At 71.2% G+C, this 26,962-nt stretch carries 24 protein-coding genes and 1 pseudogene; 16 read left to right on the forward strand and 9 right to left on the reverse strand.

The window, feature by feature from the left end:
* Positions 1 to 51: 51 nt before the first annotated feature.
* Positions 52 to 444, forward strand: coding sequence for a helix-turn-helix domain-containing protein (locus tag IF12_RS22635; RefSeq protein ID WP_231492322.1), 393 nt, complete (start codon positions 52 to 54; stop codon positions 442 to 444).
* On the opposite strand, the gene IF12_RS0104060 is transcribed toward IF12_RS22635, so the two are convergent.
* Complete coding sequence (locus IF12_RS0104060) at positions 441 to 1,175, reverse strand: carbon-nitrogen hydrolase family protein (protein WP_030154845.1); 735 nt, start codon at positions 1,173 to 1,175, stop codon at positions 441 to 443. The genes IF12_RS22635 and IF12_RS0104060 overlap by 4 nt on opposite strands.
* Positions 1,176 to 1,815: 640 nt before the next feature.
* Between IF12_RS0104060 and IF12_RS0104065 the strand changes: the two genes are divergently transcribed.
* The 4 genes from IF12_RS0104065 to IF12_RS0104080 are packed head-to-tail and all read left to right on the forward strand — an operon-like array spanning position 1,816 to position 5,334.
* Positions 1,816 to 2,553, forward strand: coding sequence for an SDR family NAD(P)-dependent oxidoreductase (locus IF12_RS0104065; protein WP_030154847.1), 738 nt, complete (start codon positions 1,816 to 1,818; stop codon positions 2,551 to 2,553).
* 3 nt (positions 2,554 to 2,556) lie between these two features.
* The gene (locus tag IF12_RS0104070; protein WP_030154848.1) at positions 2,557 to 3,783 is read left to right on the forward strand and encodes a metallophosphoesterase; all 1,227 of its coding nucleotides are present in this window, start codon (positions 2,557 to 2,559) and stop codon (positions 3,781 to 3,783) included.
* A gap of 44 nt (positions 3,784 to 3,827) precedes the next feature.
* Positions 3,828 to 4,586, forward strand: a complete 759-nt coding sequence (locus IF12_RS0104075; protein ID WP_030154851.1) for a hypothetical protein — start codon at positions 3,828 to 3,830, stop codon at positions 4,584 to 4,586.
* Between the two features lie 46 nt (positions 4,587 to 4,632).
* A complete protein-coding gene (locus tag IF12_RS0104080; protein WP_030154853.1) occupies positions 4,633 to 5,334 on the forward strand; it encodes an alpha/beta fold hydrolase in 702 nt (233 codons plus the stop codon).
* Positions 5,335 to 5,454: 120 nt separating this feature from the next.
* On the opposite strand, the gene IF12_RS25460 is transcribed toward IF12_RS0104080, so the two are convergent.
* Positions 5,455 to 5,613 (reverse strand): hypothetical protein, encoded by a 159-nt coding sequence (locus IF12_RS25460; RefSeq protein ID WP_156036804.1) that lies wholly within the window; start codon positions 5,611 to 5,613, stop codon positions 5,455 to 5,457.
* Positions 5,614 to 5,808: 195 nt separating this feature from the next.
* Between IF12_RS25460 and IF12_RS0104090 the strand changes: the two genes are divergently transcribed.
* Positions 5,809 to 6,645, forward strand: coding sequence for an alpha/beta fold hydrolase (locus IF12_RS0104090; RefSeq protein ID WP_081913134.1), 837 nt, complete (start codon positions 5,809 to 5,811; stop codon positions 6,643 to 6,645).
* 174 nt (positions 6,646 to 6,819) lie between these two features.
* On the opposite strand, the gene IF12_RS0104095 is transcribed toward IF12_RS0104090, so the two are convergent.
* A complete protein-coding gene (locus IF12_RS0104095; RefSeq protein ID WP_030154857.1) occupies positions 6,820 to 7,833 on the reverse strand; it encodes a LacI family DNA-binding transcriptional regulator in 1,014 nt (337 codons plus the stop codon).
* Between the two features lie 81 nt (positions 7,834 to 7,914).
* On the opposite strand from IF12_RS0104095, the gene IF12_RS0104100 reads away from it, so the two are divergent.
* From IF12_RS0104100 to IF12_RS22640, 5 genes and pseudogenes are all read left to right on the forward strand, one after another.
* Positions 7,915 to 9,276, forward strand: coding sequence for an ABC transporter substrate-binding protein (locus tag IF12_RS0104100; protein WP_030154860.1), 1,362 nt, complete (start codon positions 7,915 to 7,917; stop codon positions 9,274 to 9,276).
* 59 nt (positions 9,277 to 9,335) lie between these two features.
* On the forward strand, positions 9,336 to 10,190 hold the full coding sequence (locus tag IF12_RS0104105) for a carbohydrate ABC transporter permease (RefSeq protein ID WP_081913170.1): 855 nt from the start codon (positions 9,336 to 9,338) through the stop codon (positions 10,188 to 10,190).
* A gap of 2 nt (positions 10,191 to 10,192) precedes the next feature.
* Positions 10,193 to 11,053 carry a carbohydrate ABC transporter permease gene (locus tag IF12_RS0104110; RefSeq protein ID WP_030154864.1) on the forward strand — a complete coding sequence of 287 codons (861 nt, stop codon included), beginning with the start codon at positions 10,193 to 10,195 and terminating at the stop codon, positions 11,051 to 11,053.
* Between the two features lie 3 nt (positions 11,054 to 11,056).
* Positions 11,057 to 13,147 carry a glycoside hydrolase family 2 protein gene (locus tag IF12_RS0104115; protein ID WP_051703940.1) on the forward strand — a complete coding sequence of 697 codons (2,091 nt, stop codon included), beginning with the start codon at positions 11,057 to 11,059 and terminating at the stop codon, positions 13,145 to 13,147.
* A 136-nt stretch (positions 13,148 to 13,283) separates the two neighbouring features.
* Positions 13,284 to 14,096: pseudogene (locus tag IF12_RS22640) on the forward strand (isocitrate lyase/phosphoenolpyruvate mutase family protein).
* A 586-nt stretch (positions 14,097 to 14,682) separates the two neighbouring features.
* Here IF12_RS22640 and IF12_RS0104125 read toward each other — a convergent pair.
* The 3 genes from IF12_RS0104125 to IF12_RS0104135 all read right to left on the reverse strand — a co-directional run bounded on the left by IF12_RS0104125 (position 14,683) and on the right by IF12_RS0104135 (position 18,307).
* Entirely contained in the window at positions 14,683 to 15,129 is a 447-nt protein-coding gene (locus IF12_RS0104125) for a PaaI family thioesterase (protein ID WP_030154868.1), read from the reverse strand.
* An 825-nt stretch (positions 15,130 to 15,954) separates the two neighbouring features.
* On the reverse strand, positions 15,955 to 17,319 hold the full coding sequence (locus IF12_RS0104130; protein ID WP_030154870.1) for a PHB depolymerase family esterase: 1,365 nt from the start codon (positions 17,317 to 17,319) through the stop codon (positions 15,955 to 15,957).
* Between the two features lie 352 nt (positions 17,320 to 17,671).
* Complete coding sequence (locus tag IF12_RS0104135) at positions 17,672 to 18,307, reverse strand: LysE family translocator (RefSeq protein WP_030154872.1); 636 nt, start codon at positions 18,305 to 18,307, stop codon at positions 17,672 to 17,674.
* A gap of 869 nt (positions 18,308 to 19,176) precedes the next feature.
* Here IF12_RS0104135 and IF12_RS0104140 point away from each other — a divergent pair.
* Positions 19,177 to 20,841: a hypothetical protein gene (locus IF12_RS0104140; protein WP_030154874.1), complete on the forward strand. Its 1,665-nt coding sequence runs from the start codon at positions 19,177 to 19,179 to the stop codon at positions 20,839 to 20,841.
* Positions 20,842 to 20,878: 37 nt separating this feature from the next.
* Here IF12_RS0104140 and IF12_RS0104145 read toward each other — a convergent pair whose 3' ends face one another.
* Together IF12_RS0104145 and IF12_RS0104150 are read right to left on the reverse strand one after the other, a co-directional pair.
* Positions 20,879 to 21,415: a hypothetical protein gene (locus IF12_RS0104145; protein WP_030154876.1), complete on the reverse strand. Its 537-nt coding sequence runs from the start codon at positions 21,413 to 21,415 to the stop codon at positions 20,879 to 20,881.
* A 210-nt stretch (positions 21,416 to 21,625) separates the two neighbouring features.
* On the reverse strand, positions 21,626 to 22,453 hold the full coding sequence (locus tag IF12_RS0104150) for an SAM-dependent methyltransferase (protein WP_133884257.1): 828 nt from the start codon (positions 22,451 to 22,453) through the stop codon (positions 21,626 to 21,628).
* Positions 22,454 to 22,753: 300 nt separating this feature from the next.
* On the opposite strand from IF12_RS0104150, the gene IF12_RS0104155 reads away from it, so the two are divergent.
* Positions 22,754 to 23,236, forward strand: a complete 483-nt coding sequence (locus tag IF12_RS0104155; RefSeq protein WP_030154881.1) for a MarR family winged helix-turn-helix transcriptional regulator — start codon at positions 22,754 to 22,756, stop codon at positions 23,234 to 23,236.
* A 51-nt stretch (positions 23,237 to 23,287) separates the two neighbouring features.
* Here IF12_RS0104155 and IF12_RS0104160 read toward each other — a convergent pair whose 3' ends face one another.
* On the reverse strand, positions 23,288 to 24,400 hold the full coding sequence (locus tag IF12_RS0104160; RefSeq protein WP_030154883.1) for an NAD(P)/FAD-dependent oxidoreductase: 1,113 nt from the start codon (positions 24,398 to 24,400) through the stop codon (positions 23,288 to 23,290).
* A 162-nt stretch (positions 24,401 to 24,562) separates the two neighbouring features.
* Here IF12_RS0104160 and IF12_RS0104165 point away from each other — a divergent pair, with 162 nt between their 5' ends.
* The 3 genes from IF12_RS0104165 to IF12_RS0104175 are packed head-to-tail and all read left to right on the forward strand — an operon-like array spanning position 24,563 to position 26,947.
* Complete coding sequence (locus IF12_RS0104165; protein ID WP_035748274.1) at positions 24,563 to 25,744, forward strand: MalY/PatB family protein; 1,182 nt, start codon at positions 24,563 to 24,565, stop codon at positions 25,742 to 25,744.
* A gap of 31 nt (positions 25,745 to 25,775) precedes the next feature.
* On the forward strand, positions 25,776 to 26,225 hold the full coding sequence (locus IF12_RS0104170) for a MarR family winged helix-turn-helix transcriptional regulator (RefSeq protein ID WP_030154888.1): 450 nt from the start codon (positions 25,776 to 25,778) through the stop codon (positions 26,223 to 26,225).
* Complete coding sequence (locus tag IF12_RS0104175) at positions 26,222 to 26,947, forward strand: hypothetical protein (RefSeq protein WP_030154891.1); 726 nt, start codon at positions 26,222 to 26,224, stop codon at positions 26,945 to 26,947. Before IF12_RS0104170 ends, IF12_RS0104175 begins: the two co-directional genes overlap by 4 nt.
* Positions 26,948 to 26,962: the final 15 nt, after the last annotated feature.

The following is a 26,962-nucleotide window of genomic DNA, read 5'->3' on the forward strand; positions in this document are numbered from 1 at the left end:
AGGAGCCTCGTCGCGGTTCCGGAAGAACGCACCTCGAAGTAAGCTCATGTCGTGCTCGTAGGAAATCAGGTGCCCTGGCCCGGCTCGACCGGCGGCAGTGAGACGTTTCACGCCAAGTGCCCGGCCGTGCAGGTGCTCGACCACATCACCAGCCGCTGGGGCATCTGGGTCCTGATCGGCTTGCGCGAGAAGGAACTCCGGTTCTTCGAACTGCGCGAGCGCATCGAGGGCGTCAGCGAGAAGATGCTCTCGCAGACCCTCCGCAACCTCGTCGCCGACGGCCTCGTGTGGCGCCGGGTCGAGCCGACGGTGCCGCCGCAGGTGACGTACGGCCTCACCGAACTCGGCGAGGGCACCGCCGACCACCTGTCGGGCATGTTCGACTGGATCCGCGGTAACGCCGAGACCATCATGGACGCTCAGGCGAAGGCTGCCGAGGGCTAAAACCGCAACTCGGCCTTGACGATGCGTCCGGGCCGGTCGTCGGCCCGAGCCGCGACCGAACCGTCCGGCGCCCACACGGCCGAGGCGCCCACGGTCTTGGGGTAGTCGCTTCCCGGGCCCGCGAAGCAGCTCTGGACCACCCACATGCCGTACCCGGTCGCGAGCTGCGGCATCCGCTTGTCGCGCTTGGGAAGACCTGTAGGCGTGAAGAGCGAGCCGGCCACGTACGCGTCGATGCCGCCCAGGCCCGATGCGCGCGCGTGTTCGGCGGTGTCCGCCGCGTGCTCGAACATCATGGTGTCGCGGCAGATCGCGAGGCCGAGCCGCCAGCCGTCGAGCGTCATGACGGTCGGCGAGGACGCGGCGGCGAAGCGGCGGGCTTCGTCCTCGTCGGGATGGATCTTGCGGTAGACCACCGTGGTGGTGGAGGCGTCGAACCGGATCATCGCGATGTGCTCGGTCCCGTCGGCGTCCCGGATCGGCGCGCCGGCCAGCGCGACCGAGCCGGTCTCGGCGCAGGCCAAGGTGATGACCGCCAATGCGGGGTCGTCGAGTGGGACGGGCGGGGCCGAGAGGGCGTAGGAGGTGAGCGACAGCTCGGGGAAGACGACGAGCCGCGCCCCGGCCGCGCGGATCGCCGCGGCGTGGGCGGCGGCGTTGCGGGCGAGGTCGCCGGGACGCAGTTCGGGCTGTGCGGCGGCGACGGTCAACGGGTCGGGGAGGTCGCTCATGCCCCGAGCGTATCCGGGGGAGACGCAAGCGCGGGCGATGCGATGGGCGGCGATGGGACGGAGAAGTGGAGGCGGGGGAAAGGCGCGGATGCGCGCCCCGCGGTCGGGCGTGTCGGACCGCAGGTCCCCCCGTTTCAAAAGTGACAGGAGGGTACGACAATTGGAGGCGAGCCGGAGGGGCCCCGGCCCCCGGGGTCGGGTGTGTCGGGGGACTGGTCCCCCCGATTCAAAAGTGCCTCGGGGGTGCGACAAGAGGTTACGACAATTCGCGGAGGAGGCCGGGGGTTTGCCATCCCTAACCCCCACCCTCCCGAGAGGGGAAGGAAGTCTGGCGCAAGCGTTGCTCGGGCCACCGACAGGAATCGGGTCGAAAAGCCGCTGAGCGGCGGTTGTTCACCGGAAAGCGTGAGTGAAGGCGAGTAATCGTCGGTGCGGGGTGCGGGGTGCGGGGTGCGCGTCCGGCTTGGCCGAGTGGTTCGCGTGCCATGGCCGCGCTAGCATCGGCGCGGTGCAGCCGCGCACGGCCGCCGCGACGCAGTCCCCTGCCGCGCAACGGCACCTACACACCCGGACCACCCGGCGGCCCCGCCTCGCACACGCATTCGACGGCACCCGGCCCCACCGACCTAGGGAGCGACACATGGCACGCACGGCAGTGGTCAGCGGCGGCGGCACCGGCATCGGTCTCGCCCTCGCCAAGCGCTTCGCCGCCGACGGCGACCAAGTCGTCCTCGTCGGCCGCCGAGAACACGTCCTCGCCGAAGCCGCCGCGACCATCGGCGCCGCCTTCGTGCCCGCCGACCTTGAGACCGTCGAAGGCGCCGCACATGTCGCCCGCTTCACCGCCGACCGCTTCGGCACCGTCGACGTCATCGCCGCGGCCGCCGGCGGCAACACCGCCCGGAACGCCCCCGCGGACCTCACCGACCTCGAACGCGCCTCATGGGCCTGGAACGCCAACCTGCGCCTCAACGTCATGACCACCGTGCACCTCGTCGAAGGACTCAAACCGCTCCTCAACGACCACGGTCGCATCCTCCTGTTCAGCTCCATCGCCGCCTACCGCGGCTCCGGCACCGGCAGCTACGCCGCCTCCAAGGCCGCACTGCACCCGTACGCGATCGACCTCTCCGGCGAACTCGGCGCGCGCGGCGTCACCGCCAACGTCATCGCCCCCGGCTACGTCGAGGACACCGAGTTCTTCGGCGACACCATGACCGAGCAGCGCCGTGCGACCCTCGCCGGTCAAGCCGACAACAAGCGCCCCGGCAATCCCGAGGACATCGCCTCGCTCGCCGGATGGCTCGCCTCGCGCGAAGCGGGCCACGTGACGGCCCAGATCATCCAGTCCAACGGCGGCGCCCTGGCCGGGCGGTAGGGGATGTCGACCGCCTGGTTCATAGTCCGCCTGCTGGTGGTGACCGTGGGATTCGCCGCGCTGCACGGCTACGTGTGGTGGCGGCTGTGCAAGGACACGACGAAGCCCGGCTCGCGCTGGCGCTGGATGGGTGCGATCGCACTGGGCACGTTGGCGATCCTCGGCCTGCTCGCGCGGTCCTTCGCCCCGTCCGGTGCGCCGTTGGCCTTCCAGGCGGCGGTCGGCTGGCCCGGATGGATCTGGTTCGGCGTCTTCATGTACCTGTTCGGCCTGCTGGTGGCGACCGAACCCCTGCGCTGGCTCCTCCTGCGCCGCAAGAAGAACCTGAAGTACCCGGGCCCTCCACTCGAGACGCCCGAGCCCGACACCGCCACTGAGGACGATCCACAGTCAACCGGACACACTCGACGCCTCCTCGTCTCCCGCGCGATCGGCCTCGGCGCCACGTCGGCCGCCCTCGCCACCGTCGGCCACGGCCTCTACGAGGGCCACCGCACCCCGCCGCTCAAAACCGTGACCGTGCCCCTCGCGCGCCTGGACCGGCGCTTCGACGGCTACCGCATCGCCGTCGTCGGCGACACCCACTTCTCGGCCATGCGCGGGCGCGGCTACTGCGAACGCGTGGTCGACCAGATCAACCGGACTCAGGCCGACCTCATCGCGTTCGTCGGCGACCTCGCCAGCAACGAGGCCGACCAGATCCGCGACGCCACCGACCCCCTCGCCCGGCTCCAATCGCGCGACGGCGCCTTCTTCGTGGCCGGGAACGCCGAGCACTACGTCGGCGCCGACGCCTGGTACGACCGCGTGGAGGAACTCGGCATGACCGGCCTCCCGAACACGCGCGTCGAACTGCCCGGCTTCGACCTCGCCGGCGTCAACGACCTCATCGTCGACCAGCGCGGCCTCAAGGACGAGACCGGCCCCGACTTCGAAGCGGCCCTCGGCGACCGCGACCCCGACCGGGCCGTGATCCTGATGGCCCACCAGCCCAACGCCATCGACCGGGCCATCGACTACGGCCTCGACCTCCAGCTCTCCGGCCACACCCACGGCGGCCAGATGTGGCCGGTGCACTACCTGTCGCGCCTGCGCAGCGGCCAGCTCACCGGCCTCGAACGCCACGGGGACGCGCAGGTCTACGTCACCAACGGCGCCGGCACGAACGGCCCGCCGATCCGGGTGGGCGCCGAAGCCGACATCACCGTCCTGACGCTCCGCTCCGGCTGAACGCGCACCGGCCCCGCCTTGGCGACCGGATCTAGGATGGCGCCATGGACGATCCGCCCGCCTCCCGGCTCGGCTCCCCGCAGCGCCACTGGGACGCCGCCGAAGGCGCCCCCGCGCTCGCGCCGAAGACGGCCCCCGCCGTCGCCGACCTCGACGACTTCACCGCCCGCGTCGCCCTGCGCAGCCCGCGCTGGCAGGGCCCTGTGCTGCTGTTCGCCTTCGCGGTGGTCTGCGCGGTGTGCGCCGTGATCCCCGATTCGAGTTTCACTTCCCTCTCCGCCGAGACCCGCGGCCCGCTGTTCGGGACGCTCTCGGCGGTCCTGGTCGCGGCCTCGGCCGCCGTCCTCTTCTGGGACCTCCGCACCCGCGCGAGCGCCTACCGCGAGGCCTACGATCGCTTCGCCGAGTACGGGATCACCGCCCGGTCGTTCCTGACCCCGCTCAACGTCGGCCATGAGCAGTTCGAGCCGGCGTGGGTGCTCATCGACGCCGACCTGCCCGGGCCGCAGGCCGCCCGCCTCCACGCCGCGTTCGGCTCCTGGATCGACGCCGTGGTCGCCGACCGGGAGACCGCCGAGCACGTGCGCCGCTGGTCCCGGACCACGACCGACCCCTACCCGAGCGAGAAGCTGTTCGGCCCCGAAGCCGCGGGTGGATTCCTCACCGGCAACCTGCACCGCAGCCGCTGGCACCTCCTGATCCCGTCGGGGCCTCCCGGCGAGCGGACCCGCTGGAAGATCCGGTCGATCCACGACGGCGACACCTCCGGCGAACCGGTCCCGGTCGTCGGCGCCGAACCCTAGGGCCGAACCGGCCCGGGTTGTCACACCCTCCGGTTAGGGTCGGGCGATGGACATCATCCTCATCCCCGGCTTCTGGCTCGACGCCTCCTCGTGGAGCGAGATCACGCCCGCCCTCGAGAAGGCCGGGCACCGCGCCCACGCGCTCACCCTCCCCGGCATGGAGTCCCGCGACGCCGACCGCACCGGCATCACGCTGCGCGACCACGTCGACGCCGTGGTCGCCGCCGTCGACGCGATCGACGGCCCGGTGGTGCTCGCCGGCCACTCGGGCGGCGGCGCGGTCGCCCACGCGGTGGCCGACGCCCGTCCCGACAAGATCGCACGCGTGATCTATGTGGACTCCGCGCCGCTCGGCCCCGGAGGGGTCATCAACGACGAGCTGCCGGTCGTGGACGGCGAGATCCCGCTGCCGGATTGGAACGTCTTCGAGGACGAAGACCTCGTGGACCTCACCGACGAGATCCGCGAGGCCTTCCGCGCCGCGTCGATCCCGACCCCGAAGGGCGTCGCCTTCGACAAGCAGGTCCTCGGCGACGAGCGCCGCTACGACGTGCCGATCACGATCATCTGCTGCGAGTTCCCCAGCGCGATGATCCTCGCCTGGCTCGAAGGGGGCGCGCCGTTCGTGAAGGAGATCGCGGCCATCAAGGACGTGAGCTACATCGACCTGCCGACCGGCCACTGGCCCCAGTTCACCAAACCGGCCGAACTCGCCTCGGCGATCCTCTCAGCGGTCGGCAAGTCCTGACGTGCGGCACCGCCTGACTCGCCGCAACGCCTGGTCGGCAAGTTCTGACATGCGGAACCGACTGACCTGCTGCAACGTCTGACCTGCCGCACCGCCTGACCGGCGCAGGCGGCCGGGGCCTCACTTCCGGGCCCGGCCGCCCCGCCGCTTCGCATCGGACCTGCCCCGATCGGTGTCGGCGTCCTTGGTCTCGAAGTGCCGGTCGAGCACGTACCTGACGACCTCGCGGGCGACGGCCATGCCCACCGACACCACCACGGCCCTGAACAGCAGTCCCATTCCAGCTCCCCTCGCGCGGGCGAACGGCGCTTCGATTCCAGCGCCGGCCTCGCCCACCTCGCGCGAGCGGACGGCGCCCGCGTTCCGCGATCTGCACTGAAGGTGCCCGCGAAGACCGCCACGCAAACCCGCACCGCCCCGACCTGCGGTATCGTCGTGGCACCGCAGTCCCGAACCGACGTTCCACGAGGCGCCATGACCAATTGGAATCGCAAGCGCATGCGCGAGCGGTACACGCTCGCGACCGCCTCGCCCGAACCCGACGAGCACTTCGAGAGCCGCTGGACCCGCCTCGACGGGCTGCGCCTCCACCACCGCGCGACCCGCGTCGACCCGCCCGGGCGCGTCCCGGTCCTCCTCGTCCACGGTCTCGCCGTCTCCCACCGCTATCTGATGCCCCTCGCGGCCGAACTCGCCGGCGAGCACCCGGTCCGCGTGGTCGACATGCCCGGGTTCGGCCTCAGCGACGACCCGAAACCGGCCCTCGGCGTGCCCGCGCTCGCCGACCGCCTCGCCGAGTGGCTGACCGCCACCGGGACCGCGCCGGCCGCCGTCCTCGGCAACTCCTTCGGCGCGCAGGTCGCCTCCGCCCTCGCCGTGCGCCACCCTGAACTCGTGCAGAGCCTCATCCTCGTGGGCCCCACCATGGACCCGCGGGCGCGGACGAAGACCCGCCAGGCCCTGCGGTGGCTCCGCGGGATCCCGAGCGAGGACCCGAGCCAGCTCCCGATCGTCCTGCGCGACCTGGTGGACGCCGGGGCCCGCCGCGCCTGGCGCACCTTCGGGATCGCTCTTGACGACCGCATCGAGCGCCGCCTGCCCGAGGTCGCCGCGCCCACGCTCGTCACGCGCGGCGCCGCCGAAGCGGTCGCGCCGCAGCGCTGGGTCGAGGAGATCGTGGACCTGCTGCCGCACGGCGAACTCGCCGTCGTCCCCGAAGGCCCGCACGACGGCACTTACACGACCGCAGAGGAACTCGCCGCGCTCGTCCTGCCGTTCCTAGAACGCACGACGGCCGACCGGACCGGCTGACCGGAGCATTCGCCCAGAGGCGGTACCCGAGAGATGCTGGTACCGCGTGGCCCGCTGCGAGGAACTCGCCGCGTTAGTCCTGCCGTTTCTCGAACGCACGACAGCCGACCGACCCGGCTGACCGGGGCACCCGCCCGAGGCGGCACCAGCACGCCGGTACCGCACCGCCCGCCGCTACGCCTCGGCCGTGCTCTCCCTCGCCACCAGCCGGTGCGGGGCCACGACCTCCTCTGCCGGGGCGTCCGGCTCCTCGATCCTGGCTGTGATCCGCCGGACCGCTTCCCGCGCGATGAACGGCGTGTCCAGCGAGACCGTGCTCAGCGACGGCCGCGAGAACCGCCCCTCCTCGATGTCGTCGATCCCGACCACTGCCACGTCCTCCGGCACGCTCAGCCCCGCGTCGAACACCGCCCGCATCGCGCCCACCGCCAGCAGGTCCGAGAAGCAGAAGATCGCGTCAGGCCGCGGCGACAGCGCCAGCAGCGCCCGCGCCGCCTCGTACCCGTCCGTGCGGCTGTAGTGCGCCGCCGGCGTCGCGTACTCGGCCGGCACCTCCAGTCCCGCCTCCTCCAGCGCCGTCTCGTACCCGGCGGTCCGCTGGAGCGGGGTCGCGTACTCCTCCATCGGTTGCGCGCCGATCGCCGCGATCCGCGTGCGCCCGATCGCGACCAGGTGCGCCACCGCGTCCCGCGCCGCTCGCACGTTGTCGATCGCCACGTGGTCGTAGCGCCCGTCGAACTCGTGCTCGCCCAGCAGCACCAGCGGCATGTGCTTCGAGCGGTGCATGTCGAGCAGCTCCGACTTCGTCACGAGCGGGCTGAAGAGGATCCCGTCGAACAGCATCGCCCGGTCGTCGCCCATGAGCAGGCGCCGCTCGCGCTCGTGGTCGTGGCCGGTCTGGTCGATCATCACGCGGTATCCGAACTCGGCGGCCGCGTCGATCACGTCGCGGGCCAGTTCGCTGAAGTACGGTACGTCGATCTCGGGGACGACGAGCGCGAGCATCCCCGTGCGGCCCGTGCGCAGGGTGCGGGCCACTGGATTGGGGCGGTAGTCGAGCTCCTCGATCGCGCGCTGCACGCGCTGGCGCATTCGGGCGCTGACGTGCGCGTATCCGCTGACCACGTTGGAGACCGTGCGGACGGAGACCTGCGCCAGATCGGCGACGTCGCGAAGTGTTGCCGGCATGGGTCCCATCCTACCGTTTGCAACGTCGGCAAAGGGGTGCTAGATTTTGCACACGTTGGCAAATCACACAAGGGAGTGTCCATGCAACGCCATCTCCTCCGGCGACGGGCCGTGCTCGCATCCGCCGGCCTCGCCGCCGCGGCACCCGCCCTCGCCGCATGCGGCCCCGACATCACCGCAGGTGACGACTCCGGGGAGTCGAGCGTCCTGAAGGCGCCGACCGCAGACAAGCCCGAAGGCGAGATCACGATCTGGGACCGCTCAGGGGACCTCTTCGAGGTCTTCGAAGGCGTCATCGCCGATTTCAACGCGGCCTATCCCGGCATCACGGTCAACCACGTCGCGGTCGACATCGACGCCAAGCTCCAGAACACCCTCATCACCGGCACCGAAGTCCCAGACGGGGTCTTCCTCGACGACGCCAAGATCGGCGGCTTCGCCGACTACCTGTGGGACCTCAGCGAGGTCCTCGCGCCCTACAGCGCCGACATCGCGCCGCAGAAGCTCGAGGTCAACACCATCGACGGCGGCGTCTACGGCGTGCCCTTCGACCTCGACCCGGGCCTGCTGTTCTACAACGCGACCGCGCTGGAGGCCGCGGGGATCGACGCCGAAGCGATCGCCACCTACGACGACCTGCTCCAGGCCGCCCGCGACTACCAGGCCGCCGTGCCCGGCTCGGGCCCGATCCACCTGGAGCAGTCCGCGTTCCTCGGCCAGCTCCAACTCGAGATGTACGCGAGCCAGCTTGGCACCTCCATCGCCGACGCCGACGGCGAGCTGCGCCTCGACACGCCCGAGTTCGAGCGCATCCTCACCTTCCTCGACACCGTCCGGCAAGAGGGCCTCGGCACCCGCGCCGAGTACCTCACGCCCACCGACATCGCCGAACTGGAGAACGGCAACCAGGTCTTCTACCCCTGGGCCATCTGGTTCAGCTTCGCGCCCCAGCAGCTCCTCACCGAGACCAGCGGCGACTGGCGCGCCATGGAACTGCCCGCCTGGGACGCCAGCGGCCCCCGCTCGGGCGCCATGGGCGGCTCCTCGTTCGTCCTCCCCAAGCAGGGCGCGAACGCCGACCTCGCCTGGCTGTTCTACGAGTTCCTCATGTTCAACGAGGCCGGCTACACCGCCGTGTGGGGCCCGAACGAGGTCTACCCCGAAGGGCTCACCACCTCGATCCCCAGCTACCTGCCCGCCGCCGACCCGTCCGCGCCGCTGTTCGAGCCGATCGCCGCCCTCGGCGGCCAGGACCTGTGGGCCGTCGCCACCGAGGCCGGGGCCCAGATCCCCGGCGGCGCGCCCACGCCCGCCTGGTGGGCCGGCGCCGTCGACTACCTCGGCAACGACCTCCAGCGGATGCTCGACGGCGACCTCACCCCGCAGGAGGTCCTCGCCAAGTCCGCCGACGACATCCAGACGAACCTGGTCGACCGCCAGTGACCGCGACAGCCGCCCGCACCGGTGCCGCGCGCCCCCGGCGCGGCATCGGCGGACCCCGCATGCGCAGGCGACTCGCGCCGTACCTCTTCGTGCTGCCGTTCGTCGCCGTGTTCCTCGCGTTCAGCGTCTACCCGCTGTACTTCACCGCCCGGCTCAGCTTCACCGACTGGCGCGGCACCGGGGCCGCGACGTGGGTCGGCTGGGACAACTACACCTACCTGCTCACCAACCCCTCCTTCTGGGGGTCCCTGGGCAACTCCGCGGTGCTGTGGCTGCTCATCGTCCCGGTGCAGATGGCGCTCGGCGTGCTCGTGGCCGTGCTCCTCAACTCCGCGAAACTCAAGCTCCGCGGGCTCTACCGGGTGGCGTTCATCGTGCCGTTCGTGACGCCGCTGGTCGCCGTCGCCCAGATCTGGGTGGTCCTGTTCGACCAGCGGTACGGCGCCGTGAACGCCCTCCTCGGGGCCTTCGGCGCCCCCGAGGTCGGCTGGCTCACCACCAGCGCCTGGGCCAAACCGACCCTCGCGCTGCTGTTCCTGTGGAAGACCACCGGGTTCATCGTGATCATCCTCCTCTCAGGACTCCAGTCCATCAACGGCTCGATCTACGAGGCCGCCGACCTCGACGGGGCCTCCAAGTTCCGTCAACTGTGGAGCATCACGGTGCCGCTGCTGCGCCGCACCATCGGCTTCGCCGTCGTGCTCCAGACGCTCGCGGTGTTCCAGATGTTCGCCGAGCCGTTCGTCGTCACCCAAGGCGGCCCGTACAACTCGACGACCACCGCCGGCTACTACCTCTACAACCACATCACCCGGGCCGACCTCGGCACCGGCGCGGCGAACTCGTTCCTCCTGGTCGTCCTCGTGATGGCCCTGTCGCTGCTGTTCGTGCGACTCCTGCGAGCGAAGGACTGACGATGGCCACCACCACTGAGCGCGCCCGCCCGCGCATCGCCTCGCACGCCTTCCTGATGCTCCTGCTCGTCGCGTTCCTCGCCCCCGTGGCCTGGGCGCTCGTGTCGGCGTTCAAACCCGCGAACGAGATCATCCGCAATCCGCTCTCCTTCGACCCGACCACGTTCACCCTCGACAACTACATCGCGATGTTCCAGGACGTCCCGATCGGCCAGGGCTTCACCAACACCGCGATCGTGCTCCTCTTCAAGGGCGCCATCACGATGTTCTTCGCCCCGCTCGCGGCGTTCGCGTTCGCCAAGTACCAGTGGGCCGGCAAGAACCTCGTCTTCGGCGCGGTCCTGGTGACGCTCATGCTGCCCACCATCGTCCTCATCATCCCGCTGCTGCTGGAGATGAAGGAGCTCGGCTGGGTCAACACCTACCAGGCGCTCATCCTGCCCGGCGCGGTCGACGCGTTCGCGATCTTCTGGATGCGCCAAGTGATCAGCGCCGTCCCCGACGAACTGCTCGACGCCGCCCGCGTCGACGGCTGCGGCGAGTTCGCCATCTTCTGGCGCGTCATCGTCCCCGTCATCCGGCCCGGCCTCGCCGGGCTCGCCGTCCTCACCGTCATGAACATCTACAACGACTTCGTCTGGCCCGTGGTCGCCGCGAACTCCGAGCGCATGTCGACCCTCCAGGTCGTGCTCTCCACGCTCGCGCAGAACATCACGGGCAACCGGATCGGCGCCGACTACGCGACCGTCACCGGTGAACTCCTCGCGGCGAGCTCCGTCGCACTCGTCCCGCTGCTGGTGCTCTTCATCCTGCTCCAGCGGCATTTCATCAACGGCATCCTCGCCGGCAGCGTGAAGGGCTGACCCATGACCGCATTCCCACCCGAGACCACCGCCCCGCGGCCGGAGTACCCGCGGCCCGACCGCGACCGGTCGGAGCGCTGGCTGAACCTCAACGGCCGCTGGGACTTCGCCGCCGACGGCTTCGAGGGCCCGATCACGGTCCCGTTCGCGTGGGAGAGCGGGGCCTCGGGGGTGGGCCGCACCTGGCTCGAACGGGGCGTCTACCGCCGCACCGTGACCGCGCCCGCGGAGTGGGCCGGGGCCCGCGTGGTGCTCTCGTTCGGCGCGGTCCACCACCATGCCGCGATCCGCATCGACGGCGAACCGGTCGGCGAGCACTCGGGCGGCTACGAGTCCTTCGAGTTCGACGTGACGGACCTGCTCGTGCCCGGTGCGAGCGCCGAACTCGAAGTCGAGGTGTCGGCGCCGGCCGACAAGCGCGCGATCCCGCATGGCAAGCAGCGGTCGATCCCGCGCGACGACTACGACGGCGTGTCCTTCACGCCCACTTCGGGAATCTGGCAGACGGTGTGGCTGGAGGCGCGCGGGCGCACCTACGCGCGCTCGGTGGTCCTGCGCGGCGACAGCCTCACCGGCATCGACGTCACGGTGGTCCTCGAAGGCGACGCCCCGGCCGGAGCGCCCGTGCGCGCCGCCGTCGAGTCGGGCCCCGCGATCGACCTGACGGCCGCCGCGGACGGCATCGCTAAGGGCCGCATCGAGATCCCCGACGCGGTGCTGTGGACTCCCGAACGCCCGCATCTGTACCGCGTCGAGGTCACCACCGGCTCGGGCGACGGCGCGGACCGCGTGAGGGCCACGACCGGCCTGCGCCGCTTCGAGTCCCGCGGCGAGGAGCTGTACCTCAACGAGGAACGCGTCTACCTCCGCGGCGTGCTCGACCAGGGTTACTGGCCCGACACCGGGCTCACCGCCCCCGACGCGGCCGCGCTCCTGCGCGACCTGGAACTGGCCCGCAGTCTCGGCTACAACCTGGTGCGCAAGCACCTCAAGTTCGAAGAGCCCCTGTGGCTCCACGAGGCCGACCGCACCGGGATGCTCGTGTGGGCCGAGCCGGCCTGCCCGAGCCGGTTCTCGCCGGAGGCGGCGGCCGCGTTCGAGGCGCAGCTCCCGGCGATGGTCGAGCGCGACGGCAACCACCCGAGCATCGTGATCTGGGGCCTGTACAACGAGGAGTGGGGCCTGGACTGGGACATCCCGGGGAGCCCGGCGCGCGCCGAGGCCGCCGTCCACGCCTTTGAGCGGCTGCGGGAACTCGACGCGACGCGGCCGATCGTGGAGAACTCCGGCTGGTCGCACGTGCGCACCGATCTGGTCGACTGGCATTACTACGAACCGGATCTGGGCCGGTGGAAGGACGCCGTGGCCCGCATGGCCGCGGGGGAGCAGGACGCGTTCGCGGTCCGACTCGGCCCGGACTTCACTGTGGACAAGTCCTTCTACGGCTCGGCGGACGTGCCGCGCCGGGGCCTGCCGATCGTCAACAGCGAGTATGGGGAGGGCTTCACGAGCCTCGAACGGGCCTGGCACCTGCGTTGGGAGACACAGGAACTGCGCCGCCACGACCGCTTCGCCGGGTACGTGTACACCGAGTTCGCCGACGTGGAGCACGAGGCCGCGGGCCTGCTCGACGCTTCGCGCCGCCGCAAGGACTGGGGCGGGTGCGTCCCGGCCGACGTCAACGCCGACACGGTGCTGGTGCTCGATCTGGTGCCCGCCGCGGCCGGAGCGGACATCGCGGTGCCCGAGGCGCCGTTCGCCCTCGACGCGCACGTCTCGCACCACGGCCCGAACGCGGTGTCCGGCACCGTGAACGCCGCCTGGGTCCCGGCCGGGACCCCGTTCGGGACCGCGGTTCCGGCGTCCGAGGCCGCGTCAGAGCCGGTGAAGGCCGAGCCGTTCCGGCTCTCGCCGGCGGTCACCGTGACCGTCCCGCCCGCCGCCGGGCCCGCGCGCCTGCTGGTGTGGTTCGCGGACGCCGAGGGCTGGGTCTTGGCCCGCGCCTACCTCGACGCCGCCGAGATCGAACCGCCGAACCGCAGGGGCGCAAGGCCGGGGGAGTTCGAAGGCGCACCGGTCCCCGGGCTCGCCTGACATAGCGGAGGGACCGGCCGCCCGGTCCCTCCGCAAAGCCGTTCACGTGCCGTCATCCGCGGAGTTTCAAGCGCAGTTGACGGTGATGTCGAATAACGGCGAGCCGTGTTGCGGCATCCCTGGTTCCATTGCGGGCATGACGAACAACGCGCAACGCTTCCGCGACCTGCACACCGGCCCGATCCTGCGCCTGCCGAACTGCTGGGACGCCGCCAGCGCCGCGGTCATCGCCGCCGCCGGGGCACCGGCCGTGGCGACCACCAGCGCCGGGGTCGCCTGAAGCCTCGGCCTCCCGGACGGCGACGCGCTCAACCGCGAGACGGCCGTGGCCGCCATCGCCCGGATCGTCCGGGCCGTGGACGTCCCGGTGTCGGCGGACATCGAATCCGCTTACGGCGCAACGGCGAAGGAGGTCGCCGAGACGCTCCGCGCGGTTGCCGACGCCGGCGCCGCAGGCGTCAACATCGAGGACACAGTGGCCGAGACCCCCGATTCCTTGCGGCCGATCGCCGAGCAGGCAGAACGCCTCGCGGCGGCCCGGGAAGGGGCCGGTCCTGCCCTGTTCATCAACGCCCGCATCGACCTCTACCTGGCCGGGATCGGACCCGAGGACACCAGGTTCGAAGCCGCCGTCACTCGCGCCGCGGCCTATGCAGAGGCGGGCGCGGACGGGATCTTCGTGCCGGGCCTGACCGACCCGGACACGATCGCGGCGCTGGCCGAGGCGATCGAGTTGCCGCTGAACGTGATGGCCGGTCCCGGCGCGCCGGCGCCGTCGGTCCTCGAACGGCTCGGGGTCGCCCGGGTCAGCCTGGGCCCGGGGGTCGCGGCGGTGGCGTATGCGGCGGCGCGGAAGGCTGCGCTCGCGCTTTTCGAAGCGGACTCGTACGAGGCGGTCGAGGGCGGCCTCGACTACGGCACGATGCAGGGCCTGCTGGGCACGGAGTGAACGGCGAGGGTTCCGGGAGCGAATGGTGATGGCAGGAGCGACCGGGCCCGCGAGGGACCAAGCCGATCGGCCCCGCCGCGCGGACAACCCAGCCGGAAGTGGCCGGGCCCGCGAGGAACCGAGGCCGGAGGCGGGGTCGTGTTAGGCGTGTAGGGCAAGCGACCAGGCCTGATTGGGACTGCGGCCGGGCCCTGGGGCTGCGTTCGGAGTGTAGAGAACGAGACCGGGCCCGTTCGGAACCGAGGCCGAGTTCCGGGGCCGTGTTCGGTCAGTTGAGAGAGCGACCGGACCCGCTCGGAGCTGAGACTGGGCACAAGGCCTGTGCTCGGCGTGTTGAGAGAGCGACCGGGCCCGTTCGGAACCGAGCGGCGACTGGTCCGTCGCCCGATTACGGGCGGAGGCTTTCGTGCGGGAACCGGCGCAACGCGCCGGCTCCCGCACGAAAGCCTCCGCTTCCAGGTGTTCCGTGCGTCCCGGCAAAGGAGCCGATGCGCAACAGCCTCTATGTACTCCGCGCGTGCCGGCTGAGGCGCCGATGCGCAGCACCGAATCCTGTTCCGATGTCAGGCGACCGAACCCGGGACCGTCACCGGGTCGGTTCGTCGCGGATCATGCAGGTGAGGCGGCCGGTGCAGACGCGACGGCCCTCCTCGTCGCTGACGATGACCTCGTAGGTCGCCGTTGAGCGGCCGCGGTGGATCGGTGTTGCTTCGGCCGTGACGGAGCCTTCGCGCACGGCCCGGTGGTGCGTCGCGTTGAGGTCCACGCCCACGGCGATTCTGCCCGGACCTGCGTGGAGCATGGAGCCGATCGAGCCGAGGGTCTCGACCAGGACGCCCGAGGCGCCGCCGTGGAGGAGCCCGTAGGGCTGGCGGTTCCCTTCGACCGCCATGCGCGCGGTGAGGCGCTCGGGTGCGGCCTCCAGGATCTCGATGCCCATGCGCTGGCCCAGTTCGCCGGCGGAGAACAGCTTTTCGAGGTCCATGCCCGCGTCGGCGAAGCGTTCGAGGACTTCAGGGGGAAAGACGGTCATATCTGGCGGCTCCAATCCGTGTCGCGCCAAGTGTAGGGCGCGGGGCAGGGCGTGAGCCTTGAGAAGCCGCGACCGCTGGGTGCTGATTTCGCGGCTCGACGGACTCCGGTTCGGCCGGTAACCAGGACAGGGGATGAGCGTGGAGAAGTCGCGACCGCAGTGGCGCGTTTCGTGGACACGACGAGTACCGGTCCGCCCGCGAACCGGGGCAAGGGTGGGTCTAGAGACATCGCTACCACGGGGGACGTATCCCGGGCACGACGAATACCGGCTCGGCCGAGAATCGTGGGCGGGGGCGAGTTCTGAGAAGTCGCCACCACGGTGGCGTTTCCCAGGCACAACGGACACAGGTTCGCCCGGGAGTCGTGCCCGGGGGCAAGTTTTGGGAAGCCGCGACCGTGCGGCGGGTTTCGCCGGGCCGACAAACTCCGGTCCGCCCCCGGAACCGGGGCAGGGGGCGAGCTTTGGGATCCCGCGACCATGGGTGTGTTCGGCGGGCAAGGCAGATCCCGGTTCGCCCGGGAACCGTGGGCGGGGAGCGAGTCTTGAGAAGCCGCGTGCGCAAGGCGTTTCGTGGGCACGACGAACACCGGTTTCGCCGAGAACTGTGGGCCCCCGGTTCAACAAACCTGACCTATGGGTACGACATTTCGGGTCGGATTCAGGGCGGTGTGTGTCGAGCGTCACTCCATGCGTGGCGAGTGAGTGCACGGTCGGGTGTTGCGGGGCGAGTGTCCGCGTGATCGTGTGTTGTGGAGCAAGCGCCTGCACGGTCGGGGCCGCGGGGAACTAAGTCCCCGCGGCCCCGACCGCTCCGCAATTCTCCTAAGCGGGTGTGCAGGTCACCGCTGGCGTGACCGGCGAGCCCGAGCCGATGAAGCCCCAGGCCGAGGACGCCGTCTGACCGGCGGCCACCGAGCCGTTCCAGCCCACGTCGCCCGCGGTCACGGTCGAGCCGCTCGCGCTCACGGTCGCGTTCCACGAACTGGAGATCGACTGGCCGCTGGGCCAGGTCCACGTCAGGGTCCAGCCACTGATAGCCGCGCTCCCCGCCGTGATGTCCACATTGGCCTGCCAGCCGGAGTCCCAGCTGCTGACCACCGTGATCGCCGCCGAGCACCCGCCCACCGGGTCTCCTGTCGGGTCCTCGGTGGGATCTTCGGTCGGGTCATCCGTGGGGTCTTCCGTCGGATCCTCAGTGGGGTCCTCGGTCGGATCCTCCGTCGGGTCGTCGGTCGGGTCCACCGAGCCGTCCAGCCCGAAGAACTCCAGCGCCCTGGCCGCCATGCCGTTCATCAACAGGCTGTGCCCCACGCCCTGGAGGCTCACGGCCTCGACCGCCGCCTGCGACCCGGTGCCGCCGTAGCGCGTCCGCGTCCAGTTCGGCTGCGGCGTGTCCGTGGAGTCCGGGGTCTGGCTGAGCCCGTGGACGTTCGTCCACTGGTCGATCTGCTCGCCGAAGTTCGGGTACTGGAGCACGTCGTCGTTGGTGCCGTGCCAGATCTGCATCCGCGGCCACGGCCCGCTGTAACCGGGGTTGACCGAGCGGACCTCGTCGCCCCACTGCTGCGGGGTGCGGTCGAGCTGGCCCTGCGAGCACTGGGAGTTCCAGTCCGAGCCGTCGGTGGTCCGGAAGCACGTGAACGGCACGCCCGCGAAGGAGGCGCCCGCTTCGAACACGTCCGGGTAGACCGCGAGCATCACGTTGGTCATCATCGCGCCCGAGGACATCCCGGTCGAGAAGATGTTGTCGGTGTCCACGTTGTAGGTGCTGACGGTCCAGTCGACCATGGACTTGACGCCGACCGAGTCGCTGCCGGTGCCGGTGAGCGACGCGGCGGACGAAACGTCCCAGCACTTGCTGGCGCGCGTCACCGACGGGTAGACCACGATGAACCCGTACTGGTCGGCCAGTTGGTTCCATTCGGTGCCGTTGTAGAAGTCCTGGGCCGAGCCGCCGCACCAGTGGATGCCGAGTACTAGGGCGGGGTTCGGACTCACATTGTCCGGGACGTAGATGAACATCTGAATACTGCTCGGGTTGTTCCCGAAGTTGGTGACCTCGGTCAGTTGCGCGGCGCTGGCCGGTTTCGGCATCATCACCGCGATGAGCGCGGTCGCCGTGACGAAGAGCGCCGCCGCGGCGGCGATGATGCCTCTTCGCAGGCGTGGTTGGGTGAGTGCAGGCATGGGGGTCCTCTCTGGACGCTGCCGGGGCGTCTAGGCGGCCCGTTCTTCGAGCCGCGCGAGCCGGGAGAAGGTGTGGTCGCTGAACACTGGTTCGCCGTGAGGGTGACTGAACTATATATCCATGAATATCGATATGCAAGCGCTTCCACGGGCCTCGGACCGGCGATCGGTCGGATAATGCGGTGAGCGGTGAGCGGTGAGCGGCCAGCGGCGAATGGAGGAGTGCGCGTACCTTGCGATGCGTGGCTCCCTACCGCGAGCGGCGGAGTGCGCGCCATCGAGACGCGCGGCCCGACCGTGAGCGGTGTGCGGTGGCCTGCGTGCCCGTCCCGATGTGCCCGGCGCTCGCCAGTCAGGCCTGCTTACCAGCCGCCGCCGCGACGCCCAGGCCGATCAGGGCCGTGCCACCGGCCCTGGCGAGCACGAGCTTGGGTCGCGGACGCCGCAGCGCGTCCCTCGCCGCCGAGGCCACCAGGCCCCAGCCGGTGTCGCAGGCCGCCGCCAGCGCCGCGAATGTCCCGCCGAGCAGCAGCATCTGCGCGGTCGCCGAGCCCGCGGCGCCGTTCACGAACTGCGGGAGAATCGCCAGGAAGAACAGAATCGACTTCGGGTTCAGCAGGCCCACCATGAAGCCCTCAGCCGCCGTCGCCAGCGCCCGCTTCGGGGTCGCGGACTCCAGGTCCGACTCGGCCATGAGCCCCTTGCGGTCGCGAAGCGCTTTGACGCCCAGGTAGATCAGGTACGCCGCGCCCGCGTACTTGACGATGGCGAACGCCAGCGCCGACTCCTGAATGAGCGCGCCGAGCCCGAGCGCCGCGAGCGCGGCGGCGCAGAAGGTTCCCGCGGCGTTCCCCCATGCCGTCAGGATCGCCTGCCTGCGCCCGTAGGCGAGCGCGCGGCCGATGACGAACATGACCGACGGGCCGGGGATGAGGATCACGATGAGCGAGGCGACGATGAACGCCAAGTACTGCGCGGTGCTGGACATGCCCCGATCAAAGCACCGCCGGTTCCGCCGGGCAACTTGATTCGAGCGCCCCCGGCACCGCACCGGGTCCTGGCACCACACCGTCGTCCCGGCCTGGCAGCCGGATTCGAGCGCCGCACCGCCGCCCCAGCTCGGTGACTCGATTCGAGCGCCGCGTCGCCGTCCGGGTCCGGCAACCGGGCCCGGACGCTGCGCCACCGCACTGCCTCGGCGCCGTGCCGCCACACCGGTCCGGCAACCGGATCTGCGCGCCGCAGCGCCTCCGCGCTGCTCCGGTCCGGCAGGTCGATTCGCGCACCAGCGCCTCGGCTTCCCGGCGCTGCGCGGCCGTTTCGGCCCGGCAATCTGAATTTACCGCCTCGGCGTCGTGCCGCAGCGCTCCAGGGCCCCGGCCTGGCAACCGGGCGCACCAGCGTCGCGGTGTTGCACCGCCGCTCCGGCCCGCCAACTTGATTCGAGCGCTGCGCCGCTGCCCCGGTCCGGCAATTCGATTCGTGCGCCAGCGCCCCGGCACCGCACGGCAGCCCCGGTCCGGTCCGACGACCCGACTCGAGCGACCCAGAGCCGCCTTCTGTCCCGGCAGCCGGATTCGAGCGCCCCAGCGCCCCGGCGTCGTACCGCTGTCCCCGCCCAGCAACTCGATTCGTGTGTCCCTTCGCTCGCGTCCCGCCTCTCCCCGCCGCGGTGTGCTCGTGCCCCGCTGCGCGCTCGGAACCTTCGTCCTTCAACGATCGATTCCTTTCGCACATCGGGCAGAGCGGGCACCACGGTCCATTCCGGACCGTGGGGCCCTTCCGCCGTTCCTCTCCTCGGACCGATGGCGCATGATGTGGGGAACCCTTCGATCCCTCATCCACACAGGAACGCTCATGGACTTCCGACCAGGCCCGGAGACCCCTCCGCCGCCGCACGATTCTCCCCAAGGCCCGTCCGACGACTCCACCGTCACCTTCCAGCGTCTCCCCTCCGACCCTCTCTTCTCACCCGAATCCCTTCTGCTGGAAGAGGAACGCACCGTCCCGCGCCTCGTCGGCGGGCTCGGCCTCCTCGTCGTGCCGCTCGTCGCGGCCGTCATCGCCTACCTCCTGCCGACCCTCCGCACCATCCAGCTCAGCCGGCTCGAGAATCTGAGCGCCTTCAACCCCGCGCCCGAGTCCGGACCCGCCAACTACGACCGGATCTTCGACGACGGCCTGTTCGCCCAGGGCCTCGCGCACCTCGCGGGACCGATCGGGTTCATGGTCTTCACCGGCGCGGTCCTCGCCCCGCTCGCCGCCTGGTGCCTCCACCGGGCCGGCACCACCGTCCGCACCGCCTCCCGCGTCGTCTGGAGCCTCGCCGCGGTCGGCTTCGCCCCCAGCGCGCTCACCTTCGCCTGGCTCGTCCACCGCATCGTCGGCGAGAGCGACCACGAAGTGAGCCTGTACGACTGGGCCGGGCTCGTCTCCGGCACGGTGCTCGGCCTCGGCGTCCTCGTCGGCCTCGCCGTCCAGCGCGGCACCGGCCCCAAGACCGCCGCGGCGTTCACCGCCGCGGGCCTGACCGCGCTCGCCGTGACCGCCGCCGGGCTCCAGATGTTCGTCTTCGGCGACGTCACCGGCCTGCCCAGCGACGCCGCGACGCCGCTCGCGCAGATCTACACGGGCCTGCGCGGTGGCCTCGACGTCGGCGGCGCGACCGCGAAGTCCGTGCTGCTCTTGACGATCCTCGCCGTGCTCGGCCTCGCCGCCGCGGTCCTGTTCGCCGCGACGCGCACCCGGATCGACGTCGTGCCCGGCCCGATCGAACCGAGGGGCCGCCCCGCCGCCGCCATCGCGGGGGCCGCGGTGCTCCTGGTCCTCGTCGCGGCCGTCGGCTTCTACCTGCTGCCGTGGCTGACGCGCCTGGGCGAGGACATCACCCAAGGCGAGTCCCTGTGGTTCGTCATCCGCCGCACCTGGGGCCCGCCCCTGGTCACGACCGGGATCGCCTTGACCGCGGCGGCCTTCGGCGGGTTCGCCATCGGCGCGGTCCGCCCCCTCGGCGACGCCTCGCGCTGGCTCCTGCTGCTGTTCGCGCCCTGGCTGTTCGTCGGCACCGGCCCGCTCGCGGCCGCGCACCTCGAAGCGGTCGCCGGCGAAGGCCAGTACACGATCATCGGGTCGTTCCCGACGCGCGCGTGGGTCGCGATCCCGGTCCTGTTCGTCTTCACGGCCCTGTGCTGGGCCCTGGAGGACCGCCGCCGGGCGGCGGTCGCCGACGGCGCGACCACGGGCGAGGCCCGGCGCGCCTTCGCCGCCGCGGCCTGGCCGATGGCGGCGCTCATGGCCTTGGTGCTGCTGCTCGTGCACGTCCAGGACCAGCTCTGGAAGCAGTTGACGTTCCAGGACGGGCTCACCTCGGGCGCGATGAAATGGGCCCTGCAACGCCTCCAGTTCGAGGATTCCGGTGTGGGCCTTGGATTCCCGGTGCCGATCCTGGCCGTCTACGCGCTCGCCGCGGTTGCCTTCGCGATCTGGTACCTGCCGCGCCTGACCGTCCGCGTCGGCCGCTGAACCGAGCGAGGGCCCGGCTCCGGCCGGGCCCTCGCGTTCAGCCGCGGACGAACTCGATGTCGTGGAAGCGCCCCGCGGCGCTGTCGTAGTGGAGCCGCGCGCCCTCCATGTACCCGAACAGCGCGCCCCATTCGTCGTGCTCGGCCTCGGGGAACAGCGCGGTGAGCGCGCATTCGATGTGGCCGCCGTGGCCGATGACCAGGCCCGCGTCCCCGGCGCCGAGCGGCGCCATCAGCTCCGACCACTGCCGCGCCAGTGCGTGCGAGTAGGCGTGGACGGCGCTGCCGTTGCGGCCCACCAGCCGCGCCAGGCGGGTGAACGGCGCGCCGACGTCGTAGGCCGCCGCCTGTGACTCCTTGAGGAACTCGTTGACGTTGGCCAGGGTCGGCAGTTCGACGGTGACCGCGAAGCCCATCGCGATGGCCGTCTCGCGCGCCCTGGGCGCGACGCTGGTGGCGACGACTTGGAAGGGGCCCATGAGGGTTCCGGACCAGCGGGCGAGTTCCACCCCTTCCTGGGAGAGGTGCACGGCCTCGTCCCCGGAGCGCTTGCTGTGCCGACGGATCTCGAGCATGGGCATAGGCGGTTCTCTTCTCTTCTCGAACACGCTGCAAGGCTGGGGGAGCGTGTGGTGCGCCGGCGGTCCGCATCGAGCCTACGCGTGCGGGCGGGCCAGCCCGTGTGCGGCCGAGACCTACAGTAAGGCCCCGGTCGCACTGGGACGCAAGGGCCCTCCGGGCTCGGTGCAGCCGTTTCGTCCCGCGATTTCCACTGTGTCGCCCGTTCAGGGCTTGACGGCGATCCCGGCCATGTGGGTCCGCTCGAACGGTTCGAGGTCCTCGGCGGCGGGCACGTTGCCGTCGGCCTCTCCGGGGTGCCAGCGCGGTATGAAGTCCAGGCCCGGGGCGACCATCGGCATCCCCTGGAAGTGGCCTCGGATCGCCTCGACCGGGCGGGCCCAGCCGTTGCCGAGCGTCTCCAGGCACGCGCGCGACAGGGCCCGCTGGGACGGGTCGCCGGTGTCGGGCCAGGCGGTGATGAACAGGTGTGAGCCGGAGGCCAAGGGCGCCATGAGGGTCGCGATGATCGCGTCGGGGTCCTCGGCGTCGGCGATCTGCATGAGCGTGTTGAGGAGCATGAGCGCGACCGGCCGGTCGAAGTCGAGGTGCGCGCGCAGGTCGGGGTTGGTGAGGATCGCGGCGGGGTCGCGCAGGTCGGCGGTCACGACGGTGGTCGTCCGGTCGTCGGCGAGCAGCGCCCGGCCGTGCGAGAGGACCATCGGGTCGTTGTCGACGTAGACGACGCGTGCGCGCGGGTCGAGCTCCTGGGCGACCTCGTGGGTGTTCGGGGCGGCGGGCAGTCCGCACCCGATGTCGATGATCTGGTCGATCCCGGCCCGGCCCACCATGTACCGGACGCCGCGGGCGAGGGCGTCCCGGTTGAGGCGGGCGGCGTCGGCGATCCGGGGGAGGGCCCGGGTGAAGACCTCGGCGGCCTCGCGGTCGGCCTTGAAGTTCTCCTTGCCGCCGAGGAGCGCGTCGTAGACGCGGGCAGTCGAGGGCACCTCGGGGTCGATCCCGGATGGTGGCCACTCGGGGGCTGCGTCGTACACGGCGTTCCAATCGGCGGAGTGTGGGGCGTTGCGCAGGGGGATCGTTGCGCCGCGGCCTTCCGCGTCGCGGTTCGCCCGGGGTCGGCGAACGGTCCCGTCGCCGGCGCGGGACGTCGGTCCAGCCTACGCCATCGGTCTCGGTAAAGTGCGCCGGCGCGGTGGCCCTGTGACCGGATCGCGTCCCTGCGTCGAGTCCACGTTCGACTGCCGCGCACCGTGATGCGGGCGTTCGCGTCCGGCGCCCCGGCCGGGTGGCGGACGACACGGGCCACCGGGCTGGCCTGGCAGTATGCTTGCCGGATGGAGGAGTACGCGGGCGAGCCGATGTCCATGGGCGCCGCTCTGGTGCGCACGGCGTTCCTGGTCGACGCGGTCTACGCCGACTCGGTCCGCGACTTCGACCTCACCGTCCCGCAGGCGCAGGTGCTGTGCGTCCTCATCTCGCGCCCACACGGGATGTTCGAGCTCGCCAAGACCCTCGGTCTGGCCAAGTCGAGCATCTCCGGTCTCATCGACCGCTGCGTCAAGCGCGGCCTGGTCCGGCGCGAGGCCGACCCGGGCGACGGCCGGGCCTTCCTGGTCGCGCTTACCGACAAGGGCGGGCGGCTCGCCGAGGAGTTCCACGCCGTGACGACCCGGCGCGTGGCCGAGCTGCCGCTGGCGCTCGCCGAGGAGGAGCGAGAGGTCCTCAACGGCCTGCTCACGCGGGTGGTCGAGGCCAACAAGGTGCCGGTGGTCTTCACCGACGAGGCCTGTCCGAACGCCGGGCGCGAGGCCTCCTGACGAAGCCCCCGCCGCACCGGTAAGGGCGCGACGAGGGCTCCGAGGCGCAGTTCAGGCGGGCAGGCCGAAGATCTCGGCGAACCTGCCCCGCATGAGGTCCCGGCCCTTCCAGGCGGCCACGTCCTCGACCGACAGCAGCACCGGGCCGTGCTCGGAGGGGATCTGCCCCACGCCGAGATCGGGCCCCAGCGGCAGCAGTATCACCGGAACGGGTGAGGGCCGGTACTCACTGGTCGGCTCCTCGCCGTTCGCCTGGGCGATGATGTTGGCGGCCACCACCTCCGCGTGCTGCATGGCGAACCCCGCCCGCTTCTCCTCGGGCACGTCGGTGACGTCCCCGACCGCGTACACGTGGGCGTGTCCCTCCACATTGAGCTGCGCGGTGACCGGGAGGCGCCCGTGCTCGTCCAACGGCGCGAAGGCCTCGCCGAGGTATCCGGAGTTGACGGTGACGCCGTAGGCGCGGAACCAGATGTCGGCCTCGATCGTCTCGCCGCCGACCGCGGCCGCGACGGTCCCGGCCCTTCCGGGTTCGAGGTCGGGTTCGGTCTCGAAGCCGGCGCCGAGGCGCAGCTCGACGCCGATCCGGTCGAGCTGCCGGTGCAGTTCGGCGCGCAGTTCCTCCTCGTATCCGGTGAAGAGCTCGGCGCGCGGGTCCACGACGGTCACCCGCTTCTGGGGCCACACCGCCTTGATCTCGCCCGCGAGTTCGAGGCCGACGGCGCCTGCGCCGGCGATGAGCACGCGCTCGGCCCCGGACAGGTCCGCGTGCGTCTCCTTGAGGTGCGCGAGGGCCTCGGCGGTCGAGTCGGTGCGGGTCTTGGCCGGGTAGGGGTAGCCCGAGCCGGTGGCGATGACGATGTAGTCGGCCTCGACCCGCTCGCCGGAGGCGAGCGTGACGCCCTCGGGGTCCACGGCGGAGGCGTACTCGCGGATCTGGCTGCCGCGCTTGAGCAGCGAGTCGTAGGGGAAGAAGATCGCGTCGGCCCATTCCTCGGGCCGGGTCAGGGCCCGCAGCGAGCCGGCGGCGTTGACGAAGGCGTCCTTCGGTTCGATGAGGAGCACGTCGGCGTGCTCGTCGAGCGCTTTGGCGACGGCGATCCCGCCGTAGCCGCCGCCGACGACGGCGACCCTGCGGCCCTTGGTGGTGCCTTGATCGGTCATGGCGTCCCTCTCCGGGTAAAGTAGTTCGTATAGCGAACCATAATAGTTCGTATTACGAACTACAAGGATCGGCCCGGGTCGACTCCCGTGACCCCGATCACGACGTGAAATCCACACCGGCACAAGGTGACATCATCTGAAATATTCGATACCGTAATTACTATGAGTGACGTCACAAATGTCCCGAATGACGTGCCCGGCAACCCGCTGCGGCAACTGACCCTCGACCAGCTCCGCCAGCGCACCAGCGAGAAGTGGCGCCAATACCCCGACGACGTCCTGCCCCTGTGGGTCGCCGAGATGGACGTCCTCCCCGCCGGGCCGATCGCCAAGGCCGTCACCGACGCCATGGCCATGGGCGACACCGGATACCCCTCCGGCAACGCCTACGGCGAGGCCGTCGCCGCCTTCGCCGCCGCGCGCTGGGGCTGGCACGACCTCGACCCGGAGCTCACCCGGCCGCTGCCCGACGTCACGCTCGGTTTCGTCGAGATGCTCAAGCTCGTCACCTCGCCCGGCGACGCCGTGGTCGTCAACAGCCCGGTCTACCCGCCCTTCTACACCTTCTGCGCCCTCCACGGCCGCAAGGTGATCGAAGCGCCCCTGGGCCCGGCCGGCCGGATCGACTTCGTCGCGCTCGCCGCCGCCTTCGAACTCGCGCTCGGCCGCGGCGGCCGGGCCGCCTACCTCCTTTGCAGTCCCCACAACCCCACCGGGACCGTCCACACCGGAGCCGAGCTCGCCCGCGTGGCGCGCCTGGCCGCCGACTACGGCGTCCGCGTCGTCGCCGACGAGGCCCACGCCCCGCTCGTCGCCCCCGGCACCGCCTTCACGCCCTACCTCACCGTCCCCGGCTGCGAGGCCGGCCTGGCCGTCACCTCCGCCGCCAAGGCCTGGAACCTCGCCGGGATCGGCGCCGCGCTCGCCATCGCCGGGCCCGCGGCCGCAGACGACCTCGCGCGCCTGCCGCGGGCGATGAGCAACCGCGCCAGCCACATCGGCATCATCGCCCACACCACCGCCTTCCGCGAGGGCGGACCGTGGCTCGACGCGCTCCTGCCCGCGCTCGAGGACAACCGCCGCCTCCTGGCCGCCACCCTCGCCGAACGCCTCCCCGGCATCGGCTACCGGCCCCAGCCCGGCACCTACCTCGCCTGGCTCGACTGCCGCGAACTCGGCCTCGGACCCGACCCGGCCGCGGCCTTCCTCGAACGGGGCCGCGTCGCGCTCAACTCCGGCATCCCCTTCGGCACCGGCGGCAAAGGCCACGTGCGCCTCAACTACGCCACGACCCCCGAGATCCTCGCCGAAGCCGTCGAGCGCATGGCGCACACCTTGAATTGACAGGTACCTGTCAATAACCTAGGCTCGGGGCATGGAACTCAGCCCCCGCGGCCTGGCCGTGTCCGAACTCGCCATCGAGGTCTTCCGCGCCAACGGCGCCCTCCTCGCCGCGGGCGACGCACTGACCAGGCCCGCGGGGCTCACCAGCGCCCGCTGGCAGATCCTCGGCGTCATCGACCACGCCCCGCAGACCGTCGCCGACATCGCCCGCGCGATGGGGCTGCGCCGCCAGAGCGTCCAGCAGACCGCCGACGCCCTCGCCGCCGAAGGCCTCGCCGCCTTCGAGGACAACCCGAGGCACCGCCGCGCCAGGCTCCTCGCCCCGACCGAGACCGGACGCGAGGCGCTGGCGCAGGTCGAACGCCGCCACGCCGCATGGGCCGACGACCTCGCGTCCCGCCTCGACCCCGCGCAGACCGAGGCCGCGACGGCGGCCCTGCGCGCCCTGACCGACGCACTCGAAACCGGAGGCACCCGATGACCGGCGAAGTCACCATCCCGCTCCTGCCGTGCAGATCGATCGACGAGACCGCCGAGTTCTACCGGATGCTCGGCTTCGAGCTGACCCACCACCAGACCCGCCCGAACCCGTACATCGCCATGGCCCGCGAGGACTGGCAACTCCACTTCTTCGGCATCGACGAACTCGACCCCGAAGGCAACATGGGCACCTGCCTCGTCTTCGTCCCCGACACCGGCGCGCTCTGGGAGTCCTTCGCGGCGGGGATGCGCGCGGCGCACGGCAAACTCCTCGTCTCCGGCATCCCGAGGATGACCCGGCCCCGCAAGCGGGCCAACACCGGCAACATGGCCGGCTTCTCGGTCACCGACCCGAGCGGCAACGTGATCAGGATCTTCCCCCAGCAGGAGGACACCGAGCGGCAGGAACCCCCGAAGAGCCGCCTCGGCAGGACCCTCGTCAAGGCGATCGTCCTCGGCGAATCCAAAGGCGATGCGCCCCAGGCGATCAAGATCCTCGACGCGACCCTCGCGAAAAGCGCCGAGGAGGCCCCGGCGACCGAACTGGTCGAGGCCCTGGTCTACCGGGCCGAACTCGCCCTGCGAGAAGGCGACGAGCCCGGCACCGCCGCCCTGCTCGAACGCATTGAGGCAATTGAACTGTCCGAACAGGACCGCGAAGCGGTCGAAGCCGCACTCACAACCGCCGCGGACCTCGCCCGCCAACTCGCCGACCAGTCCTGACCGCCGCCGAACCTA

This window comes from Glycomyces sp. NRRL B-16210 (genome assembly GCF_000719515.1).
GTDB lineage: Bacteria > Actinomycetota > Actinomycetes > Mycobacteriales > Micromonosporaceae > Glycomyces.